This window comes from Acidobacteriota bacterium (assembly GCA_018268895.1).
Classification (GTDB): Bacteria; Acidobacteriota; Terriglobia; order Terriglobales; family Acidobacteriaceae; genus Edaphobacter.
This window is the reverse complement of record JAFDVP010000012.1, coordinates 261,216-283,128: the sequence shown is the minus strand read 5'-3', so window position 1 is coordinate 283,128 and position 21,913 is coordinate 261,216. Positions and strand designations below refer to the sequence as shown.

Below are 21,913 nucleotides of genomic sequence, written 5' to 3'. Positions count from 1 at the left end.
CAAGTTTGCAAATAGCACAGGCTCCCATCGCGGGAGCCTGTTTGCTTTAGGAGAACCAAGGAGAGACGTCTAGCGTTGGCGTGCCTGTGTCGTTCGCACGCGGGCCTTGGGAACGCGGTTGCGCGCGGTCTGCTGCGTGTCGCGAACGGTCTGTCCCTTGAAATGCGGCGTCGCCGGTCGTGGCCCGGCAATGGCGAAGGCCGGGCTTACGACGAGAGCAAACAGGATGGAAGCCTTCAATCTCATAACGACCTTTCTGTGACATCCATAGGACGCGCAGAACCTGCGGGTGGATTCATTTTGCTCCGTGCTCATCCGGGCAAAATTGCTTCCGCAACAGCAGCGATGATCAGAGTATGCCTCTAAAACCCCAAAATATCGCCGAAAATCTTGCAGGGGGATGACTTATTTGGTCACCAACGCATGGTTACTCCGGAGCATCTCATGTGTTTTCAGTGGCCCGCGGTGGAGTGCCCAGCGTAGCGAGGAGGAAGGCGTACTGATCGATGGCCGCTTCGATGCGCTTCGACAGCGGCGTGCCCGCACCATGACCGGCGCGGGTTTCGATGCGAATCAGGATCGGGTTTGGCCCCGACCGCGCGGCCTGCGTGGCTGCCGCGAACTTGAAGCTGTGCGCGGGGAAGACGCGATCGTCGTGGTCGGCGGTGGTGATGAGCGTTGCGGGATAGGCCGTGCCGGGCTTGATGTTGTGCAGTGGCGAGTAGTGGAAGAGCGCGTGAAACTCGGCTTCGTCTTCACTGGGAGAGCCGTAGTCGGTCTTCCACGCCCAGCCGATGGTGAACTTGTCGAAGCGCAGCATATCGAGCACGCCGACCGACGGCAGGACGGCGCCGAAGAGGTCAGGGCGTTGCACCTCGCAGGCGGCAACCAGAAGGCCGCCGTTGCTCGCTCCGGAGATGGCGAGCTGCTTTGGCGAGGTGTACTTGTTTTCGATCAGCCACTCGGCCGCGGCGATGAAGTCGTCGAAGACGTTTTGCTTGTTGAGCTTTGTTCCTGCGAGATGCCAGGCTTCACCATACTCGCCGCCGCCGCGCAGACTGGGTTGCGTGTAGAGGCCTCCCATCTCCATCCAGAGCAGGTGAGCGGACGAGAACTCCGGCTGCAGCGAGACGCTGAATCCGCCATAGCCGTAGAGCAGCGTGGGATTGCTGCCGTCGAGCTTCAATCCCTTTTTGTAGCTGAGGAACATGGGCACGCGCGTGCCGTCTTTGCTGGTGTAGAAGACCTGATCGGTCTGGTAGAGCGCGGGGTCGAACTTTAGCCTCGGCTCGCGGTAAGGGGCCGATTGCAGCGTCTTCATGTCGAGCCGATAGATGGTCGCCGGCGTAGTGAAGTTGGTGAAGACGAAGAACGTTTCGGTGTCGGTTCGTTTGCCTGCGAAGCCCGCGGCGGTGCCGATGGCAGGCAGCTTGAGCGGACCGAGCGATGCGCCATCGCGCGTGTACAGCTCGATGTGGCTCTGCGCGTCGGCGAGATAGTTGGCGATCAATGTGCCGTCGATCATGCTGACGCTGTCGAGATGGTTGCGGCTCTCGGGAATGATGGTCTTCCAGCGCTCCCGCGCGGGCTGCGCGAGATCGACGGCAACCACGCGTCCGTTGGGAGCGTCGAGCGTGGTGTGGATCCAGAAGTGTGTGCCGTCGTTGTCGATGGGCGAGTAGATGGCATCGGCTACGTTTGAGATGGAGACGATGGGCGCATCGGGGTGCGCGAGATCCATGACGGCGAGCTCGTTCTTCGGGCTTGAGCCCTTCGACTGATAGATCATCAGGTAACGGCCATCGTCGCTGACGGCTGCGCCGAGGTTCAGCTCCTTGTCGTCGGGACGATCGAAGACGAGGCGATCTTCGCTCTGCGGTGTGCCCAGCTTGTGAAAGAAGATCTTGTGAAAGTAGTTTGCCGCCTTCAGCGCTTCAGCTTTGGGGGCATCGTAGCCCTGGTAGAAGAAACCCGAGCCGTCCTTGAGCCATGAGGCTGAGCTGAACTTCGACCACGCGACGGCGTCGGGAAGATCGCGCCCGGTGGCGACATCGCGCACGTACCACTTCATCCAGTCGGAGCCTGCGTCGGCGATGGCATAAGCAGCAAACGCTCCGTCATCAGAGATGCTGAGACCGCCGAGCGCGACCGTGCCGTCGGCAGACATCGTGTTTGGGTCGAGCAGAACGGTAGGCTCGCCGTCGAGGCCTTCGGTCCAGTAGACGATGTTCTGGTTCTGAAGGCCGGTGTTATGCGAGTAGAAGTAGCGTGTGCCACGGCGCTTCGGCGCGGTGTAGCGCTCGAAGTCGATCAGATCCATCAGGCGTGCGTGCATTGCGGCACGCTGGGGCACGGCGTCGAGCACACTGCGGGTGAGCTTGTTCTCTTCCTCGATCCATGTGGCAACCTCGGGGGAGTCGACGTCCTCCATCCAGCGATAGGGGTCGCTTACTTTTGTGCCGAAGTAGTCGTCAACCTGATCGACGGTGCGGGCGCTGGGATAGTGCAGTTTTTGCAGGGGGAGAGATTCTTCGGCGGCTGTTTTCATCAATCGTGTCTCGAAACGTAGTGCGAACGGGGTTTGATGCCCTGAACGGAGGATAACGCAGCCGATGGCGGCGGCGTGGCATACTGCGGCTATGCAGGCTCTTGCTCGTGTATTCGTGATGCTTTTTTCTGCCGCGGCTCTAACAGGCGTGGCGCAGGAGCCTGCGGTACAGCAGAACGGGCAGCCGTACACGCTGCGCTCGCAGGCCAACGTCGTTCTTGTGCCTGCGTCGGTGAGAACGAAGAAGGGCGAAGCGATCTATGCGCTGAAGGCTTCGCAGTTTGTTGTGGAAGATAACGGCGTTCCGCAGACGATTCACCTGGATGAAGACACGGACGCGCTTGGCCTGACGATGGTGGTGCTGGTGCAGTGCAGCCGCGCGGCAGTGGCGGAGTACTCGAAGCTCACCGGGCTGGGGACGATGGTCGATGCGATTGTGGGAGGAGCTCCCCGCGAGATCGCGGTGGCGAGCTATGGCAAGGAGGCTACGCTGCTGGGCGACTTCTCCTCTGAGCCTGAAGCGACGAGCGCGGCGCTTGGCCATCTTGAGCCTTGTGACGACTCCGAGGCGGCGACGCTCGACGCCGTGGCGTGGGCCAACGCGCTTCTCGATGAACGCAAGGACCGCAATCGCCACGCCATTCTGCTGATCAGCGAGACGCGCGACCATGGCAGCCACAAGAAGCCGGCGGATGTGATTGCCGCGCTGGGCCGCTCGAATACGGTTGTGGATTCGGTCTCGTTTTCTCCGGGAAGACGGAGATACGCAGCGATCTGCGTTATGGCGGAGGCTCAGGGCCTATTGGCCTGATGGTGATGGCGGTGAATGCGGCGAAGAAGAATGCGCCGCGTGCTCTGGCCGAGCTCTCAGGCGGCGAGTATGTGAACTTCACCACGCAGAAGGGCTTCGACAATGGCCTGCATCAGCTCGGCAATCGCATTCACAACTACTATCTTTTGAGCTTCACGCCGCAGGCTGCGGCCAACGGTGAGCCTGCTTCGGGACTGCACAGCATCCGCGTCCGCGTGCCGGATTATCCGGATGCGCGTATCGGTGCGCGGCAGAGCTACTTCAGCGGACCGCTGGAGCACGTTCCTGCGGAGGCGCAGTAGTTTTCAGCAGAGGCAGAAAGAGGCCCGGCGATGTGCCGGACCTCCTTGTCGAAGCGTTGACGGGGATTTGGTCGTCATTTAGTTAGAGATCGAGGAACCAAGACGAAATACAGGGATTCTTCGCCTTCGGCTCAGAATGACGATACCTCTATACGCTCAGAATGACGATGCCTTAATTGTGAAACGGTCCTAGTCGTCGCGGTCGTGACCGTGACCATGGCCGCGGCCCTTGTCCTTGTACTTGTAGTGTCCATAGGCGTGCCCGCGAGGGCCGTCGTAGTCGCCTCGCCGGTCCCAGTAGCCTTCGCGATAGCGCCAGCCGCGGCCGTCATGGTCCCATCCACCCTGTCGCCAGGCCGCACCGTAGTACGGTGGACGCGACCAGCGTCCCGGCGCCCAGACGTAGCGTCCGCCATAAGGGGCCCAGTAACCCGGCATCCATACGTAGCCCACCTCAGGCATCGGCGGCGGGGTCTCATACCGGATCGGCGGTGGCGGCGTGCCGATGTAAACGGATATCTGTCCAAATGCCGGAGCCCCAAAGGTGGCAGCGGCGAGAAGACCTCCAAGCAGCCATTTTGTCTTCATTCCATCTCCCAAGTACTGGTTCTGCTCCGGCTGTGGCGCAGACCTGTATGCCACCGGAGCGTTTTGCGATCTTCCAGCCAACCGGGAAAAATTGTCAGAACAATACGCCCAAAACTTCCCGGAAGCGGTCGGCTGGAGGGCCGTTTACCGTCTGCAACAGTATGAGATGCAAGTAGTTGGCCAAATTGCTGCTTCGGAAAACAGCAAGGCCGCGTGAACGGAGATGTTCGACGCGGCCCTTGTGTGTTTTGTAGTTGTTAGCCAAGAGGTGGAACGTTGAGCTGCTGGCCGACTTTGATGAGGTCGGGGTTGTCGATTCCGTTGGCGGATGCGATTTCGTTGTACTTGTTCGAATTGCCGTAGAAGAGCTTGCTGATCTTCGACAGGTTGTCTCCGGACTTGACGGTGTAGGGCTGGTCCGCGCCGCCTGAGGTGACGATCTCGTGCTTGAGGTCGGCAAAGGTGGGGTCTGCCTGCTTGATGGCATCCCATACGCGGTTGGCGACGACCTGTGAGGGAACGGTCGCCTTCAGGTGGAGTTGCTCGCCATCAAGTTCGACGGCTTCGACATTCGCGCCGTATTCGCCGAAGCTCTCAATGGTAGAGATGACGCCGGCATACTTCTGCTTCAACTGTTCCAGATCGGCCATACTTCTTCTCCTTCATTCATTGCCGGTCCATGCCGGCCATGGGTTGGTATTGTTGCTGTCGGTTTGAAGCAGTTACGAGAGGAGTTTGCCCAGAACGGACTGCGCGAGGCCGGCCATTCCGCCGCCCTGCTCGCCCGGCTGGGCACTGGCGTTGTTGGCTCCAAAGTGCTGCACGACCATGGGCAGGATGGTGGCCAGCGCCGCGGAGACGACGGCCGGGGAGACGCCGGCGTGCTCGGCGGTCTTTTCGATCAGGCCGGTGGGGCCGAGTCCCTGCTGTACCTGGTCGGCGGTGGCTGTCTGGGCCTGTCCGGAGAGCCAGCTTCCGATGTGGTCGCCCATGCCGTTGGTCTTCAGACTTTCGAGGACGCCCTGAATGCCCTCTGGATGCGCCGTCAGCGCCTCGATGAAGCCGCCGGCAACTTTGGCCTGGTCGCCCTGGGCCGCGCTGCCCGCTTGTCCCGCCAATTGAGTAATTGTGTCAAGAATTCCCATTACGTTGTCTCCTCTTGCATGGAATCGTACTGGCCGGAATCATACGTCCGGACTGGAGGCCTGTGTGTTACCCGATGAGAAATTTCCTCGGTTTTGACTGAGAGGCGGTTTTGAGGTCGCGGGTTGCCGCAAATGTTTGCGGATGGCTGAGTTTGTGCGGGTCGCTCTTTGTGCGGGTCGCCTTAGGAAGGGTAGACTTGCACCCATGAGCGAAAAGAAGACTGCAATCTCCACCAAAGAGGCCCCTGCGGCCATTGGACCCTACTCGCAGGCTGTGCGCGTGGGAGACACGCTGTATGCCTCAGGGCAGGTCGCGCTCGACCCGGCAACCGGCCAGCTCGTCGCGGGCGGCGTCGCCGAGCAGACAGTGCGCGTGTGCGAGAACATCAAGGCCGTGCTCGCGAAAGCAGGCCTGGACCTTGAACATGTGGTCAAGACGACGGTCTTCCTGAAGAACATGGGCGATTTTGCCGCAATGAATGCCGTTTACGAGAAGTATTTTGCTCCCGAGGGCATCGTTCCGCCTGCGCGCTCGACGGTAGCCGTTGCGGGACTCCCCAAAGACGCGCTGGTCGAGATCGAGGTCATCGCGCGCGACGTTGCCTGAGGCAGGCTGTATGCGCTTGTGAAAAATCTCCATCTAATCAGGTACAGATCGAGATGAGGGAGGACGAGATGTCTGAGAGTCTAAAAACAACCGGCAAGGTCGAGAAGGCCCACAAGACCGAGGCGGAGTGGCGCGAACTGCTGACGCCGGAACAGTTCCATGTGATGCGCGAGAAGGGAACCGAGCGTGCCTTTACCGGCTCCCTGCTGAACAATCACGAGACGGGAACCTACAACTGTGGGGCCTGCAATGCGCCGCTGTTCACTTCGGACAAGAAGTTCGATTCAGGCAGCGGATGGCCGAGCTTCTGGCTTCCGGTTTCGGCGGACGCGATCGAGGCGCACGAGGACAACGCGCATGGGATGCGCCGGATCGAAGTGACCTGTGCGAACTGCGGAGCCCACCTGGGGCATGTCTTTCCGGATGGGCCGAAGCCCACAGGGATGCGCTACTGCATCAACAGCGCGTCGCTGGCGTTCAAGAAGCAGTAAGTTGTGTAGAAAAACAGGAAAAGCCCCAGCCCGCGAACGATGCGGCTGGGGCGATCTTGTTTCTGAGGGTGCGGCTTAGCCTTTGACGATCTTGCCGGACTTGATGCAGCTTGTGCAGGCGCGAACGCGCTTCGAAGCTCCGTCGACGACGGCCTTGACCGACTGCAGGTTCACGTTCCAGCGACGCCGGGTGGTGTTGTGGGCGTGGGAGATGTTGTTGCCGAACTGCGGTCCCTTGCCGCAAAGATCACATTTCTGAGCCATGACTTACTCCAATCTTTTGTCGCAGAGCTTCCGTATAGGTTCCGTCCGGTGTTTGGACTGGAACTTTGGCGGGCTATGGAAACTATGCCCGGCTTCGGAAGTGGTAGGCACGAGCGGATTCGAACCGCTGACCTCTACCGTGTCAAGGTAGCGCTCTAACCAACTGAGCTACGCGCCTGTAGTGCGTCTCATTAGTGTAACCGGAACCGGCGGCCGGTCGCAACCGAAGACCGGGCAGGTTCCGGTTGCCGGAGGCCAAGTTGTTCTCCGGGCTGGACGTTCTCGGTTACGATAGACAGACCCCAGAACAACGCCATCAAGAGTGTCATTCCTCAGCCAAATTCGAGCCACACCGAACCTGTTGACGCTGCTAAGGCTGTTCATCGTGCCGTTCATCGTCATCGAGATCCTCTACAACGACTTCCGAATGGCGTTTGCCCTGTTTCTGCTGGCGGGAGTGACCGATGCCCTGGACGGCCTGCTGGCGCGCTGGCTGAGCCAGAGGACGACGCTGGGGCAGTATCTCGACCCGATCGCCGACAAGCTGCTGCTGAGCACTCTGTTTCTGGTGCTGACGCATGTGTCGCTGATTCCGCGCTATGTGACGGTGCTGGTCTTCAGCCGTGACCTGGGGATTCTTCTGATCTCGACCCTGCTTTTCACGACGGGTACATTGCGGGATTTTCGTCCAAGCTGGCTGGGAAAACTGAATACCCTGGTGCAGATACTTGCGGTCGTGACGGTGATGTCGGAGAGGGTGCTCGCCTCGGCAGGACTGTCGGCCGCCGCCCGCGTGGGAGTGCTCTCGAATGGTTTGCTGCGTCTGGTCGCAGTACTGGCGCCGATCTCAGCGGCACAGTATGCGTGGATTGTGCTGCGCAGAATCAACACGCCAGCGACGGTTTAGGGCAGCTTCCCAAGGTGCCGGAGAATCTGTGGCCGTTCATCCTGAGCATCCTGCAAAAATCGCAGGTCCTTCGACTCCGCTCAGGGTTTCAAAGAATGAAAGCTGTCTATTTGCGGTCCTCGTTCTCTTCGTCCACGGCTTCTTCGATGGCGATGTCTAAGAACTCTGCCGAATCGAAGATCTCGCCGCAGGTCTGGCATTCGACAAATTCAGCGTCCTCGTCGCGGGAGACGATCTTAACAATGGGGTGTTTGCAGTGGGCGGTCATGGATGGGGAGACAGGTTGGATTGGTATGGATTCTGCCCGCACCCATGCTGCTTGTCAACCCCGCCGGAGGGCAATCTGCCGGGGTGCGAATTGCGCTGGGACAGGCCGGGTGACGGGTCAGTTCGAAAATTGAACTCAGGGGCGAAAGCCCGGATATTTTCGCAGACTTTGCGGCACGGCTGAAGCCGTGCCCTTAATAAACCCCAAATTGACCCCAATACCCGGGCCGGTATCTGCTTGCAGCACTGCCAAAGCGGACTTACACTGAATAAGGACTGAAATTGTCCGTTAAGCCCCGCAGCGTAATTTCGCAGGGCGGAGTTCACGAATCAGATGCTGAGGCTGACCAAAAAAGCCGATTATGGACTGATGGCCCTGAAGTACCTGGGCGAGCAGGCGGGTGACTCTGCGCAGAGCGCCAAGGACATCGCAGAGGCATATCACATTCCGCAGCAGTTGCTGGCCAAGATCCTTCAGACGCTGGCCAAGGCGGGCATTCTGGTCTCCCATGCGGGAACGAACGGCGGTTATGCCCTCGCCAGACCGGCCAAAGATATCTCGGCCTTCGAGGTGATCCGCGCCATCGACGGTCCGCTGTTCATCACCAGTTGCATTACGATTCACGGCGCGTGCGACCTGACGAGCACCTGCACCATCAAAGAACCGTTACGCAAGGTAAACGACAGCATTAAAGAACTGCTGAGCGGGATTCATATTTCCGACCTGGTCGAGTCCACTGAAAGCGCGCCATCGCGCGGCACGACGGTGGGCGGCGGCCTGGTCACCATCGCTCTCTAACGAGCGATACAGCCAGCCGGCGGCTTCTCCGGCGCGAGATTTTTATTGAAGTTTTGGAGAACAACAGTATGAGCAGCAATGGAAATGGAATGATCGTTACCGAATCGGCCACAAAGCTCCCCGAGGGCGTGCACCTGCCTATTTACATGGACAACCATGCGACGACGCCGCTGGATCCGCGCGTGCTCGAGGCGATGATGCCGTACCTGACGGGTATCTTCGGCAACGCTGCCAGCCGCAATCACAGCTTCGGCTGGGAGGCTGAAAAGGCGACCGAAAAAGGGCGCGAGCAGGTGGCGAAACTGATCGGCGCGACCGCCAAGGAGATCATCTTCACCTCGGGTGCGACCGAGTCAAACAATCTCGCGCTGAAGGGCATCGCGGAGATGTACCGCGAGCGAGGCAACCACATCATCACCCAGGTCACGGAGCACAAGGCCGTGCTCGACACCTGCAAGAAACTCGAGAAGCAGGGCTACCGTGTCACTTATCTTCCAGTCGGCGCCGACGGCCTGATCGATATCGAAGACTTGAAGCGCGCTATGGACGACAAGACCATCCTCGTCTCGATCATGTATGCGAACAATGAGATCGGCGTCGTGCAGCCTATCCGCGAGATCGGCGCTCTCTGCCACGAGAAGGGCATCCTCTTTCACACTGACGGCGTTCAGGCTGTAGGCAAGATTCCCGTCGATGTGCAGAAGGACAACATCGATGTGCTCTCGCTTTCTGGTCACAAGATCTACGGGCCGAAGGGGGTTGGTGCGCTGTATGTTCGCCGCCGCAATCCGCGCGTGCAGATCTCTGAGCAGATTAATGGCGGCGGGCATGAGCGCGGTATGCGTTCAGGCACGCTGAACGTTCCCGGCATCGTTGGTCTGGGTGCGGCCTGCGAGATCGCGATGAATGAGATGGAAGCTGAGGGCAAGCGCGAGACGGAGCTTCGCGACTACCTGAAGGCCAAGCTGGAGGCGGCGCTCGACTACGTTCACGTCAACGGCAACATGGAGCATCACCTGCCGGGTAATCTGAATATGAGCTTCGTCTACGTCGAGGGCGAGAGCCTGCTGATGGGCATCAACGACATTGCCGTCTCGTCAGGCTCGGCCTGCACCTCGGCCACGCTCGAGCCCAGTTACGTGCTCAAGGCGCTGGGCCTGGGCGACGACGTCGCGCACTCGTCGATCCGCTTCGGTCTTGGCCGGTTCAACACCAAGGCTGAGGTCGATTATGTCTCCGACAAGATCATCGACGTGGTGAAGAAGCTCCGTGAGCTTTCCCCGCTGTACGAGATGGTCAAGGAAGGCATCGACCTGACGAAGATCGAGTGGGCCGCCCACTAAAATGTCGCGCAAAAGCTCATGGGCGGACAAACGCAGTCGCGCTGTCCGCCCATCGTTTTTTGATCAGATTGCTAAAGATCTTCGCAAGCACCCGCCAAGCTGGAATCGCTATAAGAACAAAAGCATTTGGGTCCCTCTCATAGGATTGTTTGTCTTCTTGCTCTGGAAGATGGCAACCTGGCGTTGAAATAACGCGTCAACCAGGTGCCGCGGTTCTGAGATACTCTTGCGGCAGAGACGAATGCAAAAGTTCTCCAGGCTCTTCACGGCACTTCTTTTCCTCTGCTTGTTTGCAGCTCCTACCGCAGGCGGCTACTCGCTGCTGACGCACGAGCAGCTTATCGACCTGACGTGGGACGCTTCGATCGTCCCTCTGCTCAAGAGCCGTTACCCGGCGTTGACTCCCGCACAGATTGAGCACGCCCGCGCCTACGCCTATGGCGGCTGCGTCATCCAGGACATCGGCTACTATCCCTTCGGGGATGCGTTCTTCTCGAACCTTACGCACTATGTTCGTTCGGGTGATTTCGTCGTCAATTTGTTTCGGAATGCCGGCAATGCGGATGAGCTGGCATTCGCAGTGGGGGCGCTGTCGCACTTTATCGGAGACAACATCGGCCACTCCGAGGCGACGAATCTGGCGGTTCCGATCGAGTTCCCAAAGCTGGGCGCGCGCTATGGAAGGTCCGTTAGCTATGCGCAGGGCGAGTCGCAGCACGTCAGGACAGAGTTTGCGTATGACATCAACGAGATTGCTCATGCGCGGTTTGCTCCGGTGCACTATTTGAGGCACGCCGGTCTCGAAGTTCCGCGGTGGCAACTGGAACTGGCGTTCTATCAGACGTATGGGCTGGCTGAGGATTTTTCGGCAGGCAGAGGAAAACGTATCAACGTCAAAGGCTATCGGTTCGCGGTGCGGAATTTTATTCCGCGGGTCGCTTACGCCGTAACGCTGCTTCACCGGCACAAGGAGCCGCCAATTGTCGATTCGCCCGAGCTTCAGCGCCTGACATCGGAGCTTGCCGTCGTCGCTCATGAAAATAACTGGGATGCGTATCGGAAAAAGGCGGGTATCGGAACCTATTCGCTTGCCGGATTGATCTACATTCTGCCCAAGGTTGGTCCGCTGAAGTTTGTTGCTGTCAAAGGCCCTAACGTGGACACCGATCTGGAATACACGCGGTCAGTTCTGCGTTCCACCGATCTGTTGAATTTCACTCTTCACCGCTTCACACCGCCGCCTGCGGTCGGCCCAGGAGCTTCGCAGGCCGCAGCTAAAGATACTCACTCGGAGCCTCCGCCTACCGATCCGTTGACTCCAAGGCCGGGTTCATCTCAGGTTGTTGTGAGGGATTCTTACGATCCCCGACATCCGCTGCAGAACCGCGATCTTGATACGGGGCTTCCCGTGCATCCCAGTGGATATCCTCTGACGGACAGCACGTATTGCAACCTGCTGCATCGGCTGGTTGCCAAGCCTGCACAGCCCATTCCTCCGGGAATTAAGGAGGACATTCTGGCGTATTACTCAGATATGAGTTTGCCGTTTGCCACGAAGAAGAACTCCGCAACCTGGAAGACATTGCAGGCCGATCTGGCGACTCTACGCAATATGCCGACCAGCAACGAGCCCCTTCCGTTCCCGACGTATGGCGCTGATAGCAACACTTATGGTGAACCCGCACAATAAAGAGTTTTCCGTTGAGGTGTAGTTCCTGTCCGAGAAGGTATGTGTCGCGCCTTCAGCGCTTTGGTTGATCTTCGGCCCAGGCTGGTATGTTGGCAGGCCTTCGGCCCTGAAGGCAAGAACTACACCTAAGGGAAATGCACTAATCACTTTGCGTCGGCGGTCTTTGCCCGATGCGGAAGATGATGAACTCAGCCGGTCTTAGAGGAGCTACGCCAATCTCGCAGATCAACTGCCCGTTGTCGAGGTCGTTCTGCGTCATGGTGGTGCGGTCGCATTTTACGAAGAATGCCTGTTCGGATTTCGCGCCCATCAGTGCGCCACTCTTCCATTCGCTGTAGAGGAAGTTGCTGATGCTCAGGCGAACCGCTGTCCATAGTTGCTCATTATTTGGCTCGAAGACGGCCCATTGCGTTCCCTGGTCGATGGAGTGCTCGAGATAGAGGAAGTAGCGCCTGACGTTGACGTACTTCCACTCGGGGTCGGAGGAGATGGTTCGTGCGCCCCACACGAGGTTTCCGCGTCCGGGGAAGGAGCGGAGGCAGTTGATGCCCAGGGTATTCAGCGCGTCCGACTCCAGGTTGGCTATCATGCGTTCGAGAGCGATGGCGTCTGTCAGAGCCTGGTTCGCCGGGGCCTTGAAGACTCCCTGCTGGCTGTCGGTGCGGGCGTAGATACCGCAGAGAAATCCCGAGGGCGGCACGGTAATCTGTGACAGCTTTTTCGCTCCCGTGCGCGGGTCAGCGATTGTGATCCAGGGGTAGTAGAGGGCTGCGTTGATGGAGTCGATGCTGGCACGGAGATCTTCGACGTCGCTCGAGGAGCAGCCGGGCGGGGGGTCGAGCACAGCGAAGCGATACGCTGCCGGTTGGTTGACGTGATCCAGTAACGCCGCATGAATGGGGGCTACGGACGAGACGCCTGCGATTGCAGCGATGGTTCCTCCGGGAGCTGCGACGACTGCCACGTCGCGCAGGCCGCTGAGTGCGGAGAGCGCTCTTACGTAGTCGGCTCCGGTTGGAGGTGCGGCGTTCTTTCCGTTCGGCGAGGTGACCCGCGAGACGTAGAGCCTCTGGCCTCCATTGTCAAAGAACGCTTTAGCGCTCAGGGCCAGGTAGTTTTTTACCGTACCGCGTGGCGGGTTGGAGAAGGCAATGTCGGAGACATCTCCGTAGACGGACTGGAAGCCGGAGAAGCTGGTAAGGAGAGGCGAGGCTGCCCCTGCTGGGCCGTTCAGGGCCGGGCCGACGAAGGCCGCAGTGCTTGTATCCACGGACGGAATGGCTTTATTGGCCGGTTCGGGATCGGCGATGTACACATCGGGGGCCTTACATGCGGATGGAGCCTTCGCTGGAGGCTCAGGGGCGCTCCCCGGGGATGGTTTCGGCATGTGCAGCAGACTACTCCTGCTATTGGAGTTATGCCACATTCGGACAGGTTTAGGTACGGTCAAAATTTCGTGCCCTATGGCGCACCAAAACAGTCCGAGTTATCATCTAAAGAAGCGAGGAACCCATCATGGCATATAGCGACAAGGTCGTAGACCACTACAACAATCCCCGGAACGTCGGCACTCTGGACAAGAGCGCGACTGAGGTTGGAACCGGGCTGGTAGGCGCGCCTGAGTGCGGCGACGTGATGCGTCTCCAGATCAAGGTGAACCCCGAGACCCAGGTGATCGAAGATGCGAAGTTCAAGACCTTCGGTTGCGGCTCGGCGATTGCATCCAGCTCGCTCGCGACAGAGTGGGTGAAGGGAAAGACCGTGGCTGAGGCCCTGGCGATCTCGAACACCGACATCGTCAAGGAGCTTGCTCTGCCGCCGGTCAAGATTCACTGCTCGGTACTGGCGGAGGACGCTATCCGCGCGGCGATCGGCGACTGGAAGAAGAAGAACAGCGTTGCCGAGACCGAGACGGCTGCCGTAGCGGCCCACTAATCTCAGCGCCCTCAGGCGCACAACATTCAGCGCCCCGGCTTCGTACATGTATGCGAAACGGGGCGTTTTTACTTCGAGGTTTTTTTCGATGTCGATGGTTTCCATACAGCCAACTACTCCGCAGGGCGCGAGCGCCGTCCCTGAGCAGCCGAAGGATGTGTTTGCGGGAATGACGCTGCTTTCGGCTGAGGGGCAGGCGCCGCGCGCCAAGGCAGCGGTCGAGATCACGAAGAACGCTTTGAAGCGCATCCGCATCGCCATGGCGAAGGAGGGTGTCTCGCCTGAGCAGGGAGGGCTGCGCCTGGGAGTGATGGGTGGAGGGTGCTCCGGCCTGAGCTACTCCATTCGGTTCGATTCGCAGCCGCGTGAGCGGGACCGCGTGTTTGTCTTTGGCGAAGGTGTAGAGACGCCCGGCGATCCCACAGGCGGCAAGCCTGTGCGGGTTTTTGTCGATCCGAAGAGCTTTCTCTACCTCGCAGGGATGGTGCTGGACTTTGAAGAGACACTGATGCGGCAGGGGTTCAACTTCATCAATCCGAACTCGACCAAGAGCTGCGGTTGCGGATCGAGCTTCACGGCATAGTTTGTGTCGCGCCTTCAGCGCTTTGGTGGTTGGGGGCGTTTTTCCCGGGTCTTCGGCCCAGGCTGGTATGTGGTCGGGCCTTTGGCCCTTGGTTCGTCTGCCTGTTTCCTCAGTACTGCTGCCTCCCTTAGTTTTGCGTATTCCTTCATTTCCTGGTGCATCGTTTAGTCCTGCTCTATCGTCTCTGTACTGGTTCAACTCCTCAGTTTCGGGAACAGCAATAAGATTATGGAACCGCGAAAAGCTCCGGTTTTGAGCCGGAGCTTTTTTGCGTCAGGTGCGCGGTTCAGGAGGGTTGCACTTGCAGGGTATCGGCCAGCCGGAAGCGCACGATCGATTCCGACGGGATGTCGATGTCGCCGTTGCCTGTCAGGCCAGCAGCAGCGGTGCCTGCACCCGCGCCAGCAAGGCCGCCGATGAGCAGGCCGGTGCCGCCGGTTGCAAGACCGCCGATCAACATGCCGAGTCCGCTACCGCCGCCGATGAAGGCTGCCGAGCGCTTGCCCTTGCCTTTCTTTGTGCGCGTCATGCTGCTCGTCGCAAGCGGGTAACGCGTGCCGTTGAGCGTCATGGAGGTTAGCCGCAGTTGCAGGATCGACGCTCCCTTGAAGTGTCCGCGCTTGTGCGACACGACGACGACGCCCCCGACGGGGGTCCCCCTTGGGACGATCACGCGGCCGTTGTCGCCGGCGACCGGTTCGGCGATCTCGCCGTCGAAGCGCTCACCCGACTGAGTGGTCTTGACGCTGAGGTGCTGGTTGATGCGGATTGCCAGCGTTGTGCCAGCGGGGATCTTTACGTCTGCCGGTACGATGACAGGATTGCCACCGGGCACCGGCGTTGCGGATGGCACCTCAGGCTGTCCGTTGACCATCACCGTCGCCTGCGACGAGGCTGGTGGAAGCGCCTGGCCGCCGGCGACTGCCGGAGTGTTGGCCGGGGTGCCGGATGCAGGCACTACTGTCGTCGTTACAGCCTGTCCGTTCTGTCCGGGGATGGGAGGCTGGACGGTGGTGGTGACGGTGTTGCCGCTCTTGTCGACGGAGATGACCTGCTGCGCCTGTCCTGTGGCCGCAGCCTGCTTCTTCGCATCTTCAATGGCCTGGTCCTGCTTTGACTTGCAGCCAACAAAGATTGCCAACGCCAGCGCCAGTGCGGCCGCCGGCTTCAAAATCGGGGAGGTTTTCATGGTATTTTCGGGCCTCATTTCGTTCCAGAGTTCTGTTTTGTTTGTAACCGAAGAGCTCGACAGTCAGCTTTGCCTACTGTCGGGCTCTCTTTGCTTCGTGTAGTTTAGATGCCTGCGGAAGGCCCATTACTGCCTATCTGCGCGTCAGGTTTAGGATGGATGGATGACCACAGCCGCTCCGAAACGCCCGCAACTTGCTCATCTGACAGAGCAATTGAACGATCTGAAGAATCGCGGCACTTATTTTAAGCTGCGGATTCTGGAAGACGAGCAAGGCCCTGTCTGCACCTACGACGGGAAAAAGGTCATCAACCTTGCGTCGAACAACTACCTTGGCCTGTGCGACCACCCAAAGCTGCGTGAGGCGGCGATTGTAGCGACTGAGAGATATGGCGTGGGATCGGGAGCGGTGCGTACGATCGCAGGCACCATGCGTATTCACATGGAACTGGAGGAGAAGATCGCCGCCTTCAAAGGCGTAGAGGCCTGCGTCGTCTTCCAGTCGGGCTTTACGGCGAATGCAGGAACGGTGTCGAGCATTCTGGGCAAGGAAGACTTTATCCTCTCCGACGAGCTGAATCACGCCAGCATCATCGACGGCGCGCGTCTCTCGCGAGCGAAGATCAAGGTCTTTCGCCACAAGGATGTTGCGCACTGCGAAGAGCTGTTGAAGGAGATACAGAACGAGCCGGGGCGAAAACTGGTCATCACTGACGGCGTCTTTTCGATGGATGGAGATATCGGTCCGGTCGACAAGCTGTGCGATGTCGCCGACAAGTACGGTGCGATCATGATGGTCGACGATGCGCACGCTTCGGGTGTTCTGGGGCGTAACGGACGCGGCTCGGTGGATCACTTCCACTGCACGCAGCGGGTGGATGTGCAGGTGGGAACGCTGTCGAAGGCCATCGGCGCTTTGGGCGGGTATGTGTGCGGGAGCCGCGATCTGATCGACTACCTCTACCATCGTGCGCGGCCGTTTCTGTTCTCTACGTCGCATCCTCCGTCGGTGGCTGCGACGTGCATTGCCGCCTTCGACTTGCTGGAGAGCGAGCCGGAGCGCATCGAACGGCTGTGGTCGAATACACGCTACTTCAAGGAACAGCTAACCGGTGCAGGGTTCGATGTTGGCGGAAGAACAACACCCGCGAGTGAGACGCCGATTACGCCGATCATCATTGGAGACGGGCGCAAGACGATGGAGTTCTCCCGCGCGCTCTTCGATGCCGGAGTGATGGCTACGGGCATTGCGTTCCCTACGGTTCCTGAGGGGAAGGCACGTATTCGGACCATCATGACGAGCGAACATACCCGCGAACAGATTGACCGTGCGCTTGAAACCCTGGTTGCGACCGCGAGGAAGATGGGGCTGCTTGGCTAACCATTCCCGAAGTGCGGTATTAATTCTTTCGCGAAACCGAGTCTATCTGGAGGGAAGCGCGTCTTATCTATCGATGCCTTCTCATGTACAGCGAACTTCGAGCGCAGCGGGTTTGTGCGCAACTGCCCTGTGTCTTGTGCTGGGCCTGACAGCGTCGCTGGGTGCGCAGCAGATGGTTGCGGAGGCATCGGCCACCGCGCTGCCGGACTCGCCGGATTTTGTGCTGCAACAGCAACAATCGTCTTCTTCCGGATCGCAGTCTTCGTCCGCACCGCAATCTGCAACGCCAGCCGCTGCACAGCCAGCAGATCCTCCAAAGCAGACCAAGCGGATTCTCGGCATCATGCCGAACTTCAGCGCGGTGACCGCGGACACGAAGTTGGCTCCGCAGACTCCGAAAGAGAAGTTCGTCATGGCCGCAAAGAACAGCTTCGACTACTCGTCGTTCGTGATTGCGGCGATTCAGTCGGGCATCAATATGGCCTCGGACTCATACCCTGAGTTTCACCAGGGAGTTGCAGGATACGGGCGCTACTACTATCACACGCTGCTGGACACTGCCGATGAGAACTTTATGGTGGCGGGATTGTGGCCGGTGGTGTTTCACCAGGACAACCGCTTTTACACGCTCGGTCATGGCGGTTTCAAGAAGCGCGCTCTCTATGCCGCGAGCAGAGTGCTGATCACGCGCAACGATGATGGCAATCGGAGGTTCAACGCCTCGGAGATCGTCGGTGCGGGCGCGGCCTCGGGACTTTCTACGGTCTACTATCCGGAGGAGTATCGGACCTGGACCAAAGTGGGCCAGAAGTGGCTCACGAGTGTCATCATCGATTCAGCCAACTTTACCTTCAAAGAGTTTTGGCCCGATATCAACCATAAGATCTTTCACACGAAGTAAGCTGTATCTCTGGCGGTTTGGTGTAATGCTCGCGTAGTCAAAGTGTCGGCAGTCACAAGCAAAATACAGGGATTCTTCGCCGCGGCTCAGAATGACGACGTCTTTTCTATGCACAGCAATCAGAAAACATCTTTAGAAATGCAGCTTCGCTGCTACCTGAGCCACGCGCGGGTCTGCGGTTGTGGCTGTGATGGAGCCGAAATTCGTCGCGCCTACCGTTGCATTGGGTTGAGCGAAGGCAGGTGTGTTTGTCACGTTGAAGACTTCGCCGCGAAGCTCGAGCATCAGCCGCTCGGTAAAGTGCGTATTCTTCGCCAGACCCAAATCGAGATCGCGGTAGGCAGGTCCGCGCGCAGGATCGCGCGAGGCGTTGCCTAGCTTGAACTGCGGCGTAATTGAGAACGCGCTGGTGTTGATGAAGTGCGCTACCGTTCTTTGACTTGCAGGAAGGTTTGCGTTGCCGTTGATCGTTGGCCGCTGCGTTCCGAAGCCTGCGAAGGCGTTGAAGTTTGTTGCCTGCGCGACAGCGAAGGGCATTCCACTCTGCAACGTCAGAATGCCGTTGGCAGTCCATCCGCCGAGAAGGCAGGCGAGAATGCCTGATTGCGCGATGCGGTGTCCTTTGCCCATGGGAAGCATGTAGACGACGGAGCCGGCCGTGATATTCGACATGTCTCCGAGCGATACATCACGCTCAAGCGATGGGTTGAAGCTGTCGGCGACGGGGAAGTTTGCCACAGGCCCGGTGAGCACTGACGAATCGAAGACCGAGGAGGCATCGTCCATGAGCTTTGAGTGCGTGTAGCTGAGCAGGGCCGTAAGACCGTAGCTGGTACGCTTTTCGAGCTTGATCTCCGCAGCGTTGTAGTTCGTTCTCCCGGTGTTTTTTCGGAAGGACGACACGGTAAGAAAGCGTGGATAAGGCTTCTGCAACTGCGCGACGGAGATGGTCTTTCCTCCAATCGACGAAGATGCGGGGATCTGTCCATAGTACGGATTGGTTGTTGTCGCCGTGAGCGCTGCGCCTTGCGCAAGCTGTGCTACCGTGAGTTGATTCAGGTTTGTGTCGGGGATGCCGACGCGCGTAATGACGGACCCGGTGTATGCCAGCTCGATGGCGAGGTCTCGCGCCAGCTCACGCTGGAAGGTGAGGTTCCACTGTTGCACGTAGCCTGAGCCGAGCTTGCGGTCGACGGTGAAGACGCCCTGGCCGAGTCCGGCATCGGCAGTCAAAGGAATCGGCGCGACTGACGGGCCTTTCGACAGCACGAACGCAGGATGGATGCTGTCGAGCGAGGACTGCTGCACCGTCTGGAGAAAGGGAAACTGCGGTGCGGTGAAGGGCGTTGTGATGCCGGTCTGTTCGATGAAGATGATGCCGTAGCTTGAGCGCACGACGGTCTTCGGCGTGACCATGTAGCTGAAGCCGAGTCGCGGGCCGAAATTGCCGTAGTGAAGCTCGCGCGCCGAGCGTGAAAAGCCATTCTGGCCGAGATACTGATACTGCTGTGTGGCGAGGTTGAAGACGGCCCCCTGGTTATGGGTTTCGGTCGAGGGAAAGTTCAGCGTCCAGCGCAGGCCTGCGTTCACGGTGAGCCGCGGTGTTGCCTTCCAGTCATCCTGAAGAAAGAACTCGGCGATGTGTGCGCGAGGGCGTATCGTGCTGCTTTGCAGATCGATCGAGAAGGTGTTGACCTGGCCAAGCAGAAAGCTTGCGAGCGAGTTGCCGGAGCTGGTGACGCCGCCCTGATTGGTGAACAGCGTTGAAAAGCCGAAGTTGCCGGTTGGGTTCGGCGGCTGCACGGCGTCGAGGTGCTCCCAGCGCAGATCGATGCCTGCCTTCAAGGCATGCCTGCCCTGCACGCGGGTCATCATATCGAAGACCTGCGTCACGTTCGTCGAGAAGTTCGAGAAGGCACTGGATGACGCTCCAAGCTGTGTGATTCCCGCAATGGCAAATACGGGAAGAGCGTTGTTGAACTCGGCGTTGGCCGGAATGCCGGGAATACCAAGTGTCGCTGAAGCCGTTCCCAGCAGCAGAGCGCCGCTGCGGCTGAGGGCGCGCCGGGTGTAGCCGAACCGTGCTTCGTTGACGGTGCGCGGATTGAAGCTGTGCGTCTCGTTGGCAACGTACTGTTGACCCAGCGTGCGCGAGAGCCCGATGACGTTTCCCGTCGAGAGGATAGTGCCGGTGATGGTGCCGCTTCCGTCGGGCAGCGGCGTTACAGGCTGTTCGACATCGTGGAAGTAGGTGTACCGGGCAAAGCCGTGATCGTTGGCCGTGAGCTGTGCATCGAGTCGAACGTCGAACTGGTTCTGATGGTCAACGTCGTTGCCGACGCGGACATAGTTGTTCGCCGCTGCGCTGCTGGTTGGAAGAGGGTAGCGCGCGAGCAGGGCAAGCGCCGCGGGGTCGACGCGGTTAAGAGGGATCGTGTTGTTGAGAAACTGCGTGCGGGTGAAGGTTGATCCGGTCTGGACGGTTGTTGCCGGATCGTAGATTGCCGTTGTGCCGAAGCTGAAGCCGGTGGTTGGGTTGCCGTTCGCGTCGGGATTTCCGCGCTGCGCGCGCGTGGGTACGGTGCTGGTGCGCACGACGCCTACGGCCTGATTGGTGCCCTGATACCCGGTGAAGAAGAAGAGACGCCGCGGAAGCAGAGGGCCGCCGAGCGCGCCTCCATACTGGTTGCGGCGGAAGAGGGGCTTCGCCGATGTGGCTGGCGTGAAGTAGTTGCGCGCGTTCATGGCCTCGTTGCGCAGAAACTCGTAGACCACGCCGTGAAGGTTGCCGGTGCCTGCTTTGGTCGCAACATTGACGACGCCGCCATTGAAGCGGCCAAACTCCGCGGAGATGCCGCTGGACATGATGGCGAACTCGTCGATGTCATCGATGATGGGAAAGAACGCGACCTGGCCTGGCTCGGGTTGCAGCGCGGCGACACCGTCGTACAGATATTCGTTGGTGCGCGGACGGCCTCCGTTGATGCGGGGAAGCAGTGTTCCTGGGGGGAGAGAGACTCCGGGCACGAGCGTGGTCAACGAGATCATGTTGCGGCCGTTCAGGGCGAGCGCTGTCATCATGTCGCGTCCGATTACTGTGGTAAGCGCTCCCGATTCAGTCGCCAGCAGCGAAGCATCGGCGGTGACATTGACAGTCTGGTCGGCGCTGCCGGGTTGCAAGGCGATGTCGACGCGCTGCCGCTCCCCTGTCTTTATAGTGATGCCGGCTCGTTGCACGGTGGTAAATCCTGGGGCAGTCACCTGTACGGTATAGACCCCCGGGCGCAGCGATGCGGCGGCGTAGTCGCCTGTCGTTGTTGTCTCTGTCGTGATCGCGACGCCAAAAGTTGATTGGGATTGGATCGTGATCTTTGCGCCGCTCACGCCGGCCCCGCTGGAGTCGGTCACCATGCCTGCCAGGTCGCCGCTCCCACTTTGCGCAAGCAGCAGGGAGGGTATCAGGCAGAAGGATGCCGTCGCGGCAAGCAAAAATTTTTGCAATAACTGCATATATCGAAAATACACGATTAATGAATATCGAAAATATGCGTCTATTTGAGCGATTTCCCTTCGTCCATAGGACGGGCTTCAGCCCTTTATCGTCTGTAGGTGTCGCTTACCTTGGACTTCGCCCCAGCTGTTATTTGGCGGGCCTTTGGCCCTGGATTCTTCTGCTCACGATGCCTTCAAAGGAACAGATATGGCGTCCGGGATAAACTACGTGTGCTCCAGGCAGAGCACGCGAGGTGTTTCATTCCTACATCCGATTCGTTCCTCAAGCCGCGCGAGGCCGCGGCGGAACTCGGGCTGAGTTATCCCACGATCAAGCAGTGGATATTGACGGGCAAGCTGGAGAGCGTTAGAACTCCCGGCGGTCACCACCTGATTCCACGCGCTGCGCTTGCGCCGCTGCTGAAGACGGCGCCGAAGCAGAGGGAGTCGCGCGAGCGCTTCAGGAACGTCAGCGGGCGCAACCAGCTTGTCGGCAAGATTGTTGAGGTGAAGGTCAACGGCCTGTTGGCAAAGGTCGTGCTGTCGATTGGCGACCAGCGTATTACATCCATCATCACTGCCGACGCCGTGCGCGAGATGCAGCTTCGCAAAGGTCAGACGGCTGCGGCCCTGATGAAGGCGACCGAGGTGATGATCTGCCGCGTGTAGA

Annotated in this window: 23 protein-coding genes and 1 tRNA gene; 13 read left to right on the top strand and 11 right to left on the bottom strand. The window is 59.3% G+C overall.

Features of this window, described 5'->3' with window-relative positions:
- Positions 1–69: 69 nt before the first annotated feature.
- Positions 70–246 (bottom strand): hypothetical protein, encoded by a 177-nt coding sequence (locus JSS95_14790; GenBank protein ID MBS1801078.1) that lies wholly within the window; start codon positions 244–246, stop codon positions 70–72.
- 196 nt (positions 247–442) lie between these two features.
- Positions 443–2,548, bottom strand: a complete 2,106-nt coding sequence (locus tag JSS95_14785) for a S9 family peptidase (GenBank protein MBS1801077.1) — start codon at positions 2,546–2,548, stop codon at positions 443–445.
- Between the two features lie 118 nt (positions 2,549–2,666).
- Between JSS95_14785 and JSS95_14780 the strand changes: the two genes are divergently transcribed.
- The gene (locus JSS95_14780; protein MBS1801076.1) at positions 2,667–3,359 is read left to right on the top strand and encodes a hypothetical protein; all 693 of its coding nucleotides are present in this window, start codon (positions 2,667–2,669) and stop codon (positions 3,357–3,359) included.
- Positions 3,359–3,661 (top strand): hypothetical protein, encoded by a 303-nt coding sequence (locus JSS95_14775; GenBank protein ID MBS1801075.1) that lies wholly within the window; start codon positions 3,359–3,361, stop codon positions 3,659–3,661. The genes JSS95_14780 and JSS95_14775 overlap by 1 nt, the downstream gene beginning before the upstream one ends.
- A 189-nt stretch (positions 3,662–3,850) precedes the next feature.
- Here the strand turns inward: JSS95_14775 and JSS95_14770 are convergent, their stop codons facing one another.
- From JSS95_14770 to JSS95_14760, 3 genes are all read right to left on the bottom strand, one after another.
- Positions 3,851–4,249 carry a YXWGXW repeat-containing protein gene (locus tag JSS95_14770; GenBank protein ID MBS1801074.1) on the bottom strand — a complete coding sequence of 133 codons (399 nt, stop codon included), beginning with the start codon at positions 4,247–4,249 and terminating at the stop codon, positions 3,851–3,853.
- A gap of 257 nt (positions 4,250–4,506) precedes the next feature.
- Entirely contained in the window at positions 4,507–4,899 is a 393-nt protein-coding gene (locus JSS95_14765; protein ID MBS1801073.1) for a LysM peptidoglycan-binding domain-containing protein, read from the bottom strand.
- 72 nt (positions 4,900–4,971) lie between these two features.
- The gene (locus JSS95_14760) at positions 4,972–5,394 is read right to left on the bottom strand and encodes a hypothetical protein (GenBank protein ID MBS1801072.1); all 423 of its coding nucleotides are present in this window, start codon (positions 5,392–5,394) and stop codon (positions 4,972–4,974) included.
- A gap of 205 nt (positions 5,395–5,599) precedes the next feature.
- Here JSS95_14760 and JSS95_14755 point away from each other — a divergent pair, with 205 nt between their 5' ends.
- Together JSS95_14755 and msrB are read left to right on the top strand one after the other, a co-directional pair.
- Entirely contained in the window at positions 5,600–6,001 is a 402-nt protein-coding gene (locus JSS95_14755) for a RidA family protein (GenBank protein MBS1801071.1), read from the top strand.
- Between the two features lie 68 nt (positions 6,002–6,069).
- Complete coding sequence (gene msrB / locus JSS95_14750) at positions 6,070–6,492, top strand: peptide-methionine (R)-S-oxide reductase MsrB (protein MBS1801070.1); 423 nt, start codon at positions 6,070–6,072, stop codon at positions 6,490–6,492.
- Between the two features lie 75 nt (positions 6,493–6,567).
- On the opposite strand, the gene JSS95_14745 is transcribed toward msrB, so the two are convergent.
- Together JSS95_14745 and JSS95_14740 are read right to left on the bottom strand one after the other, a co-directional pair.
- Positions 6,568–6,756, bottom strand: coding sequence for a 50S ribosomal protein L28 (locus JSS95_14745; protein ID MBS1801069.1), 189 nt, complete (start codon positions 6,754–6,756; stop codon positions 6,568–6,570).
- A 101-nt stretch (positions 6,757–6,857) separates the two neighbouring features.
- Positions 6,858–6,934: transfer RNA gene (locus tag JSS95_14740), tRNA-Val, on the bottom strand.
- Between the two features lie 144 nt (positions 6,935–7,078).
- On the opposite strand from JSS95_14740, the gene JSS95_14735 reads away from it, so the two are divergent.
- Positions 7,079–7,663 (top strand): CDP-alcohol phosphatidyltransferase family protein, encoded by a 585-nt coding sequence (locus JSS95_14735; GenBank protein ID MBS1801068.1) that lies wholly within the window; start codon positions 7,079–7,081, stop codon positions 7,661–7,663.
- Positions 7,664–7,769: 106 nt separating this feature from the next.
- Here JSS95_14735 and JSS95_14730 read toward each other — a convergent pair whose 3' ends face one another.
- Positions 7,770–7,973: a hypothetical protein gene (locus JSS95_14730; protein MBS1801067.1), complete on the bottom strand. Its 204-nt coding sequence runs from the start codon at positions 7,971–7,973 to the stop codon at positions 7,770–7,772.
- Positions 7,974–8,264: 291 nt separating this feature from the next.
- On the opposite strand from JSS95_14730, the gene JSS95_14725 reads away from it, so the two are divergent.
- From JSS95_14725 to JSS95_14715, 3 genes are all read left to right on the top strand, one after another.
- Positions 8,265–8,729 (top strand): Rrf2 family transcriptional regulator, encoded by a 465-nt coding sequence (locus JSS95_14725; protein ID MBS1801066.1) that lies wholly within the window; start codon positions 8,265–8,267, stop codon positions 8,727–8,729.
- A gap of 128 nt (positions 8,730–8,857) precedes the next feature.
- Positions 8,858–10,072: an IscS subfamily cysteine desulfurase gene (locus tag JSS95_14720; protein MBS1801065.1), complete on the top strand. Its 1,215-nt coding sequence runs from the start codon at positions 8,858–8,860 to the stop codon at positions 10,070–10,072.
- 241 nt (positions 10,073–10,313) lie between these two features.
- Positions 10,314–11,762 (top strand): zinc dependent phospholipase C family protein, encoded by a 1,449-nt coding sequence (locus JSS95_14715; GenBank protein ID MBS1801064.1) that lies wholly within the window; start codon positions 10,314–10,316, stop codon positions 11,760–11,762.
- Positions 11,763–11,901: 139 nt separating this feature from the next.
- Here JSS95_14715 and JSS95_14710 read toward each other — a convergent pair whose 3' ends face one another.
- Complete coding sequence (locus JSS95_14710) at positions 11,902–13,188, bottom strand: phage tail sheath family protein (protein ID MBS1801063.1); 1,287 nt, start codon at positions 13,186–13,188, stop codon at positions 11,902–11,904.
- Between the two features lie 89 nt (positions 13,189–13,277).
- On the opposite strand from JSS95_14710, the gene iscU reads away from it, so the two are divergent.
- Both iscU and JSS95_14700 read left to right on the top strand, forming a co-directional pair.
- Positions 13,278–13,697 (top strand): Fe-S cluster assembly scaffold IscU, encoded by a 420-nt coding sequence (iscU, locus tag JSS95_14705; protein MBS1801062.1) that lies wholly within the window; start codon positions 13,278–13,280, stop codon positions 13,695–13,697.
- Between the two features lie 88 nt (positions 13,698–13,785).
- Positions 13,786–14,280 carry an iron-sulfur cluster assembly accessory protein gene (locus JSS95_14700; GenBank protein ID MBS1801061.1) on the top strand — a complete coding sequence of 165 codons (495 nt, stop codon included), beginning with the start codon at positions 13,786–13,788 and terminating at the stop codon, positions 14,278–14,280.
- Positions 14,281–14,566: 286 nt separating this feature from the next.
- Here the strand turns inward: JSS95_14700 and JSS95_14695 are convergent, their stop codons facing one another.
- Positions 14,567–15,469: a hypothetical protein gene (locus JSS95_14695; protein MBS1801060.1), complete on the bottom strand. Its 903-nt coding sequence runs from the start codon at positions 15,467–15,469 to the stop codon at positions 14,567–14,569.
- 163 nt (positions 15,470–15,632) lie between these two features.
- Here JSS95_14695 and JSS95_14690 point away from each other — a divergent pair, with 163 nt between their 5' ends.
- Together JSS95_14690 and JSS95_14685 are read left to right on the top strand one after the other, a co-directional pair.
- Complete coding sequence (locus JSS95_14690) at positions 15,633–16,850, top strand: glycine C-acetyltransferase (GenBank protein ID MBS1801059.1); 1,218 nt, start codon at positions 15,633–15,635, stop codon at positions 16,848–16,850.
- A 73-nt stretch (positions 16,851–16,923) separates the two neighbouring features.
- Positions 16,924–17,751 carry a hypothetical protein gene (locus JSS95_14685; protein ID MBS1801058.1) on the top strand — a complete coding sequence of 276 codons (828 nt, stop codon included), beginning with the start codon at positions 16,924–16,926 and terminating at the stop codon, positions 17,749–17,751.
- Positions 17,752–17,883: 132 nt separating this feature from the next.
- Here the strand turns inward: JSS95_14685 and JSS95_14680 are convergent, their stop codons facing one another.
- On the bottom strand, positions 17,884–21,261 hold the full coding sequence (locus JSS95_14680; protein MBS1801057.1) for a TonB-dependent receptor: 3,378 nt from the start codon (positions 21,259–21,261) through the stop codon (positions 17,884–17,886).
- Positions 21,262–21,504: 243 nt separating this feature from the next.
- Between JSS95_14680 and JSS95_14675 the strand changes: the two genes are divergently transcribed.
- On the top strand, positions 21,505–21,912 hold the full coding sequence (locus JSS95_14675) for a helix-turn-helix transcriptional regulator (protein ID MBS1801056.1): 408 nt from the start codon (positions 21,505–21,507) through the stop codon (positions 21,910–21,912).
- Position 21,913 lies beyond the last annotated feature (1 nt).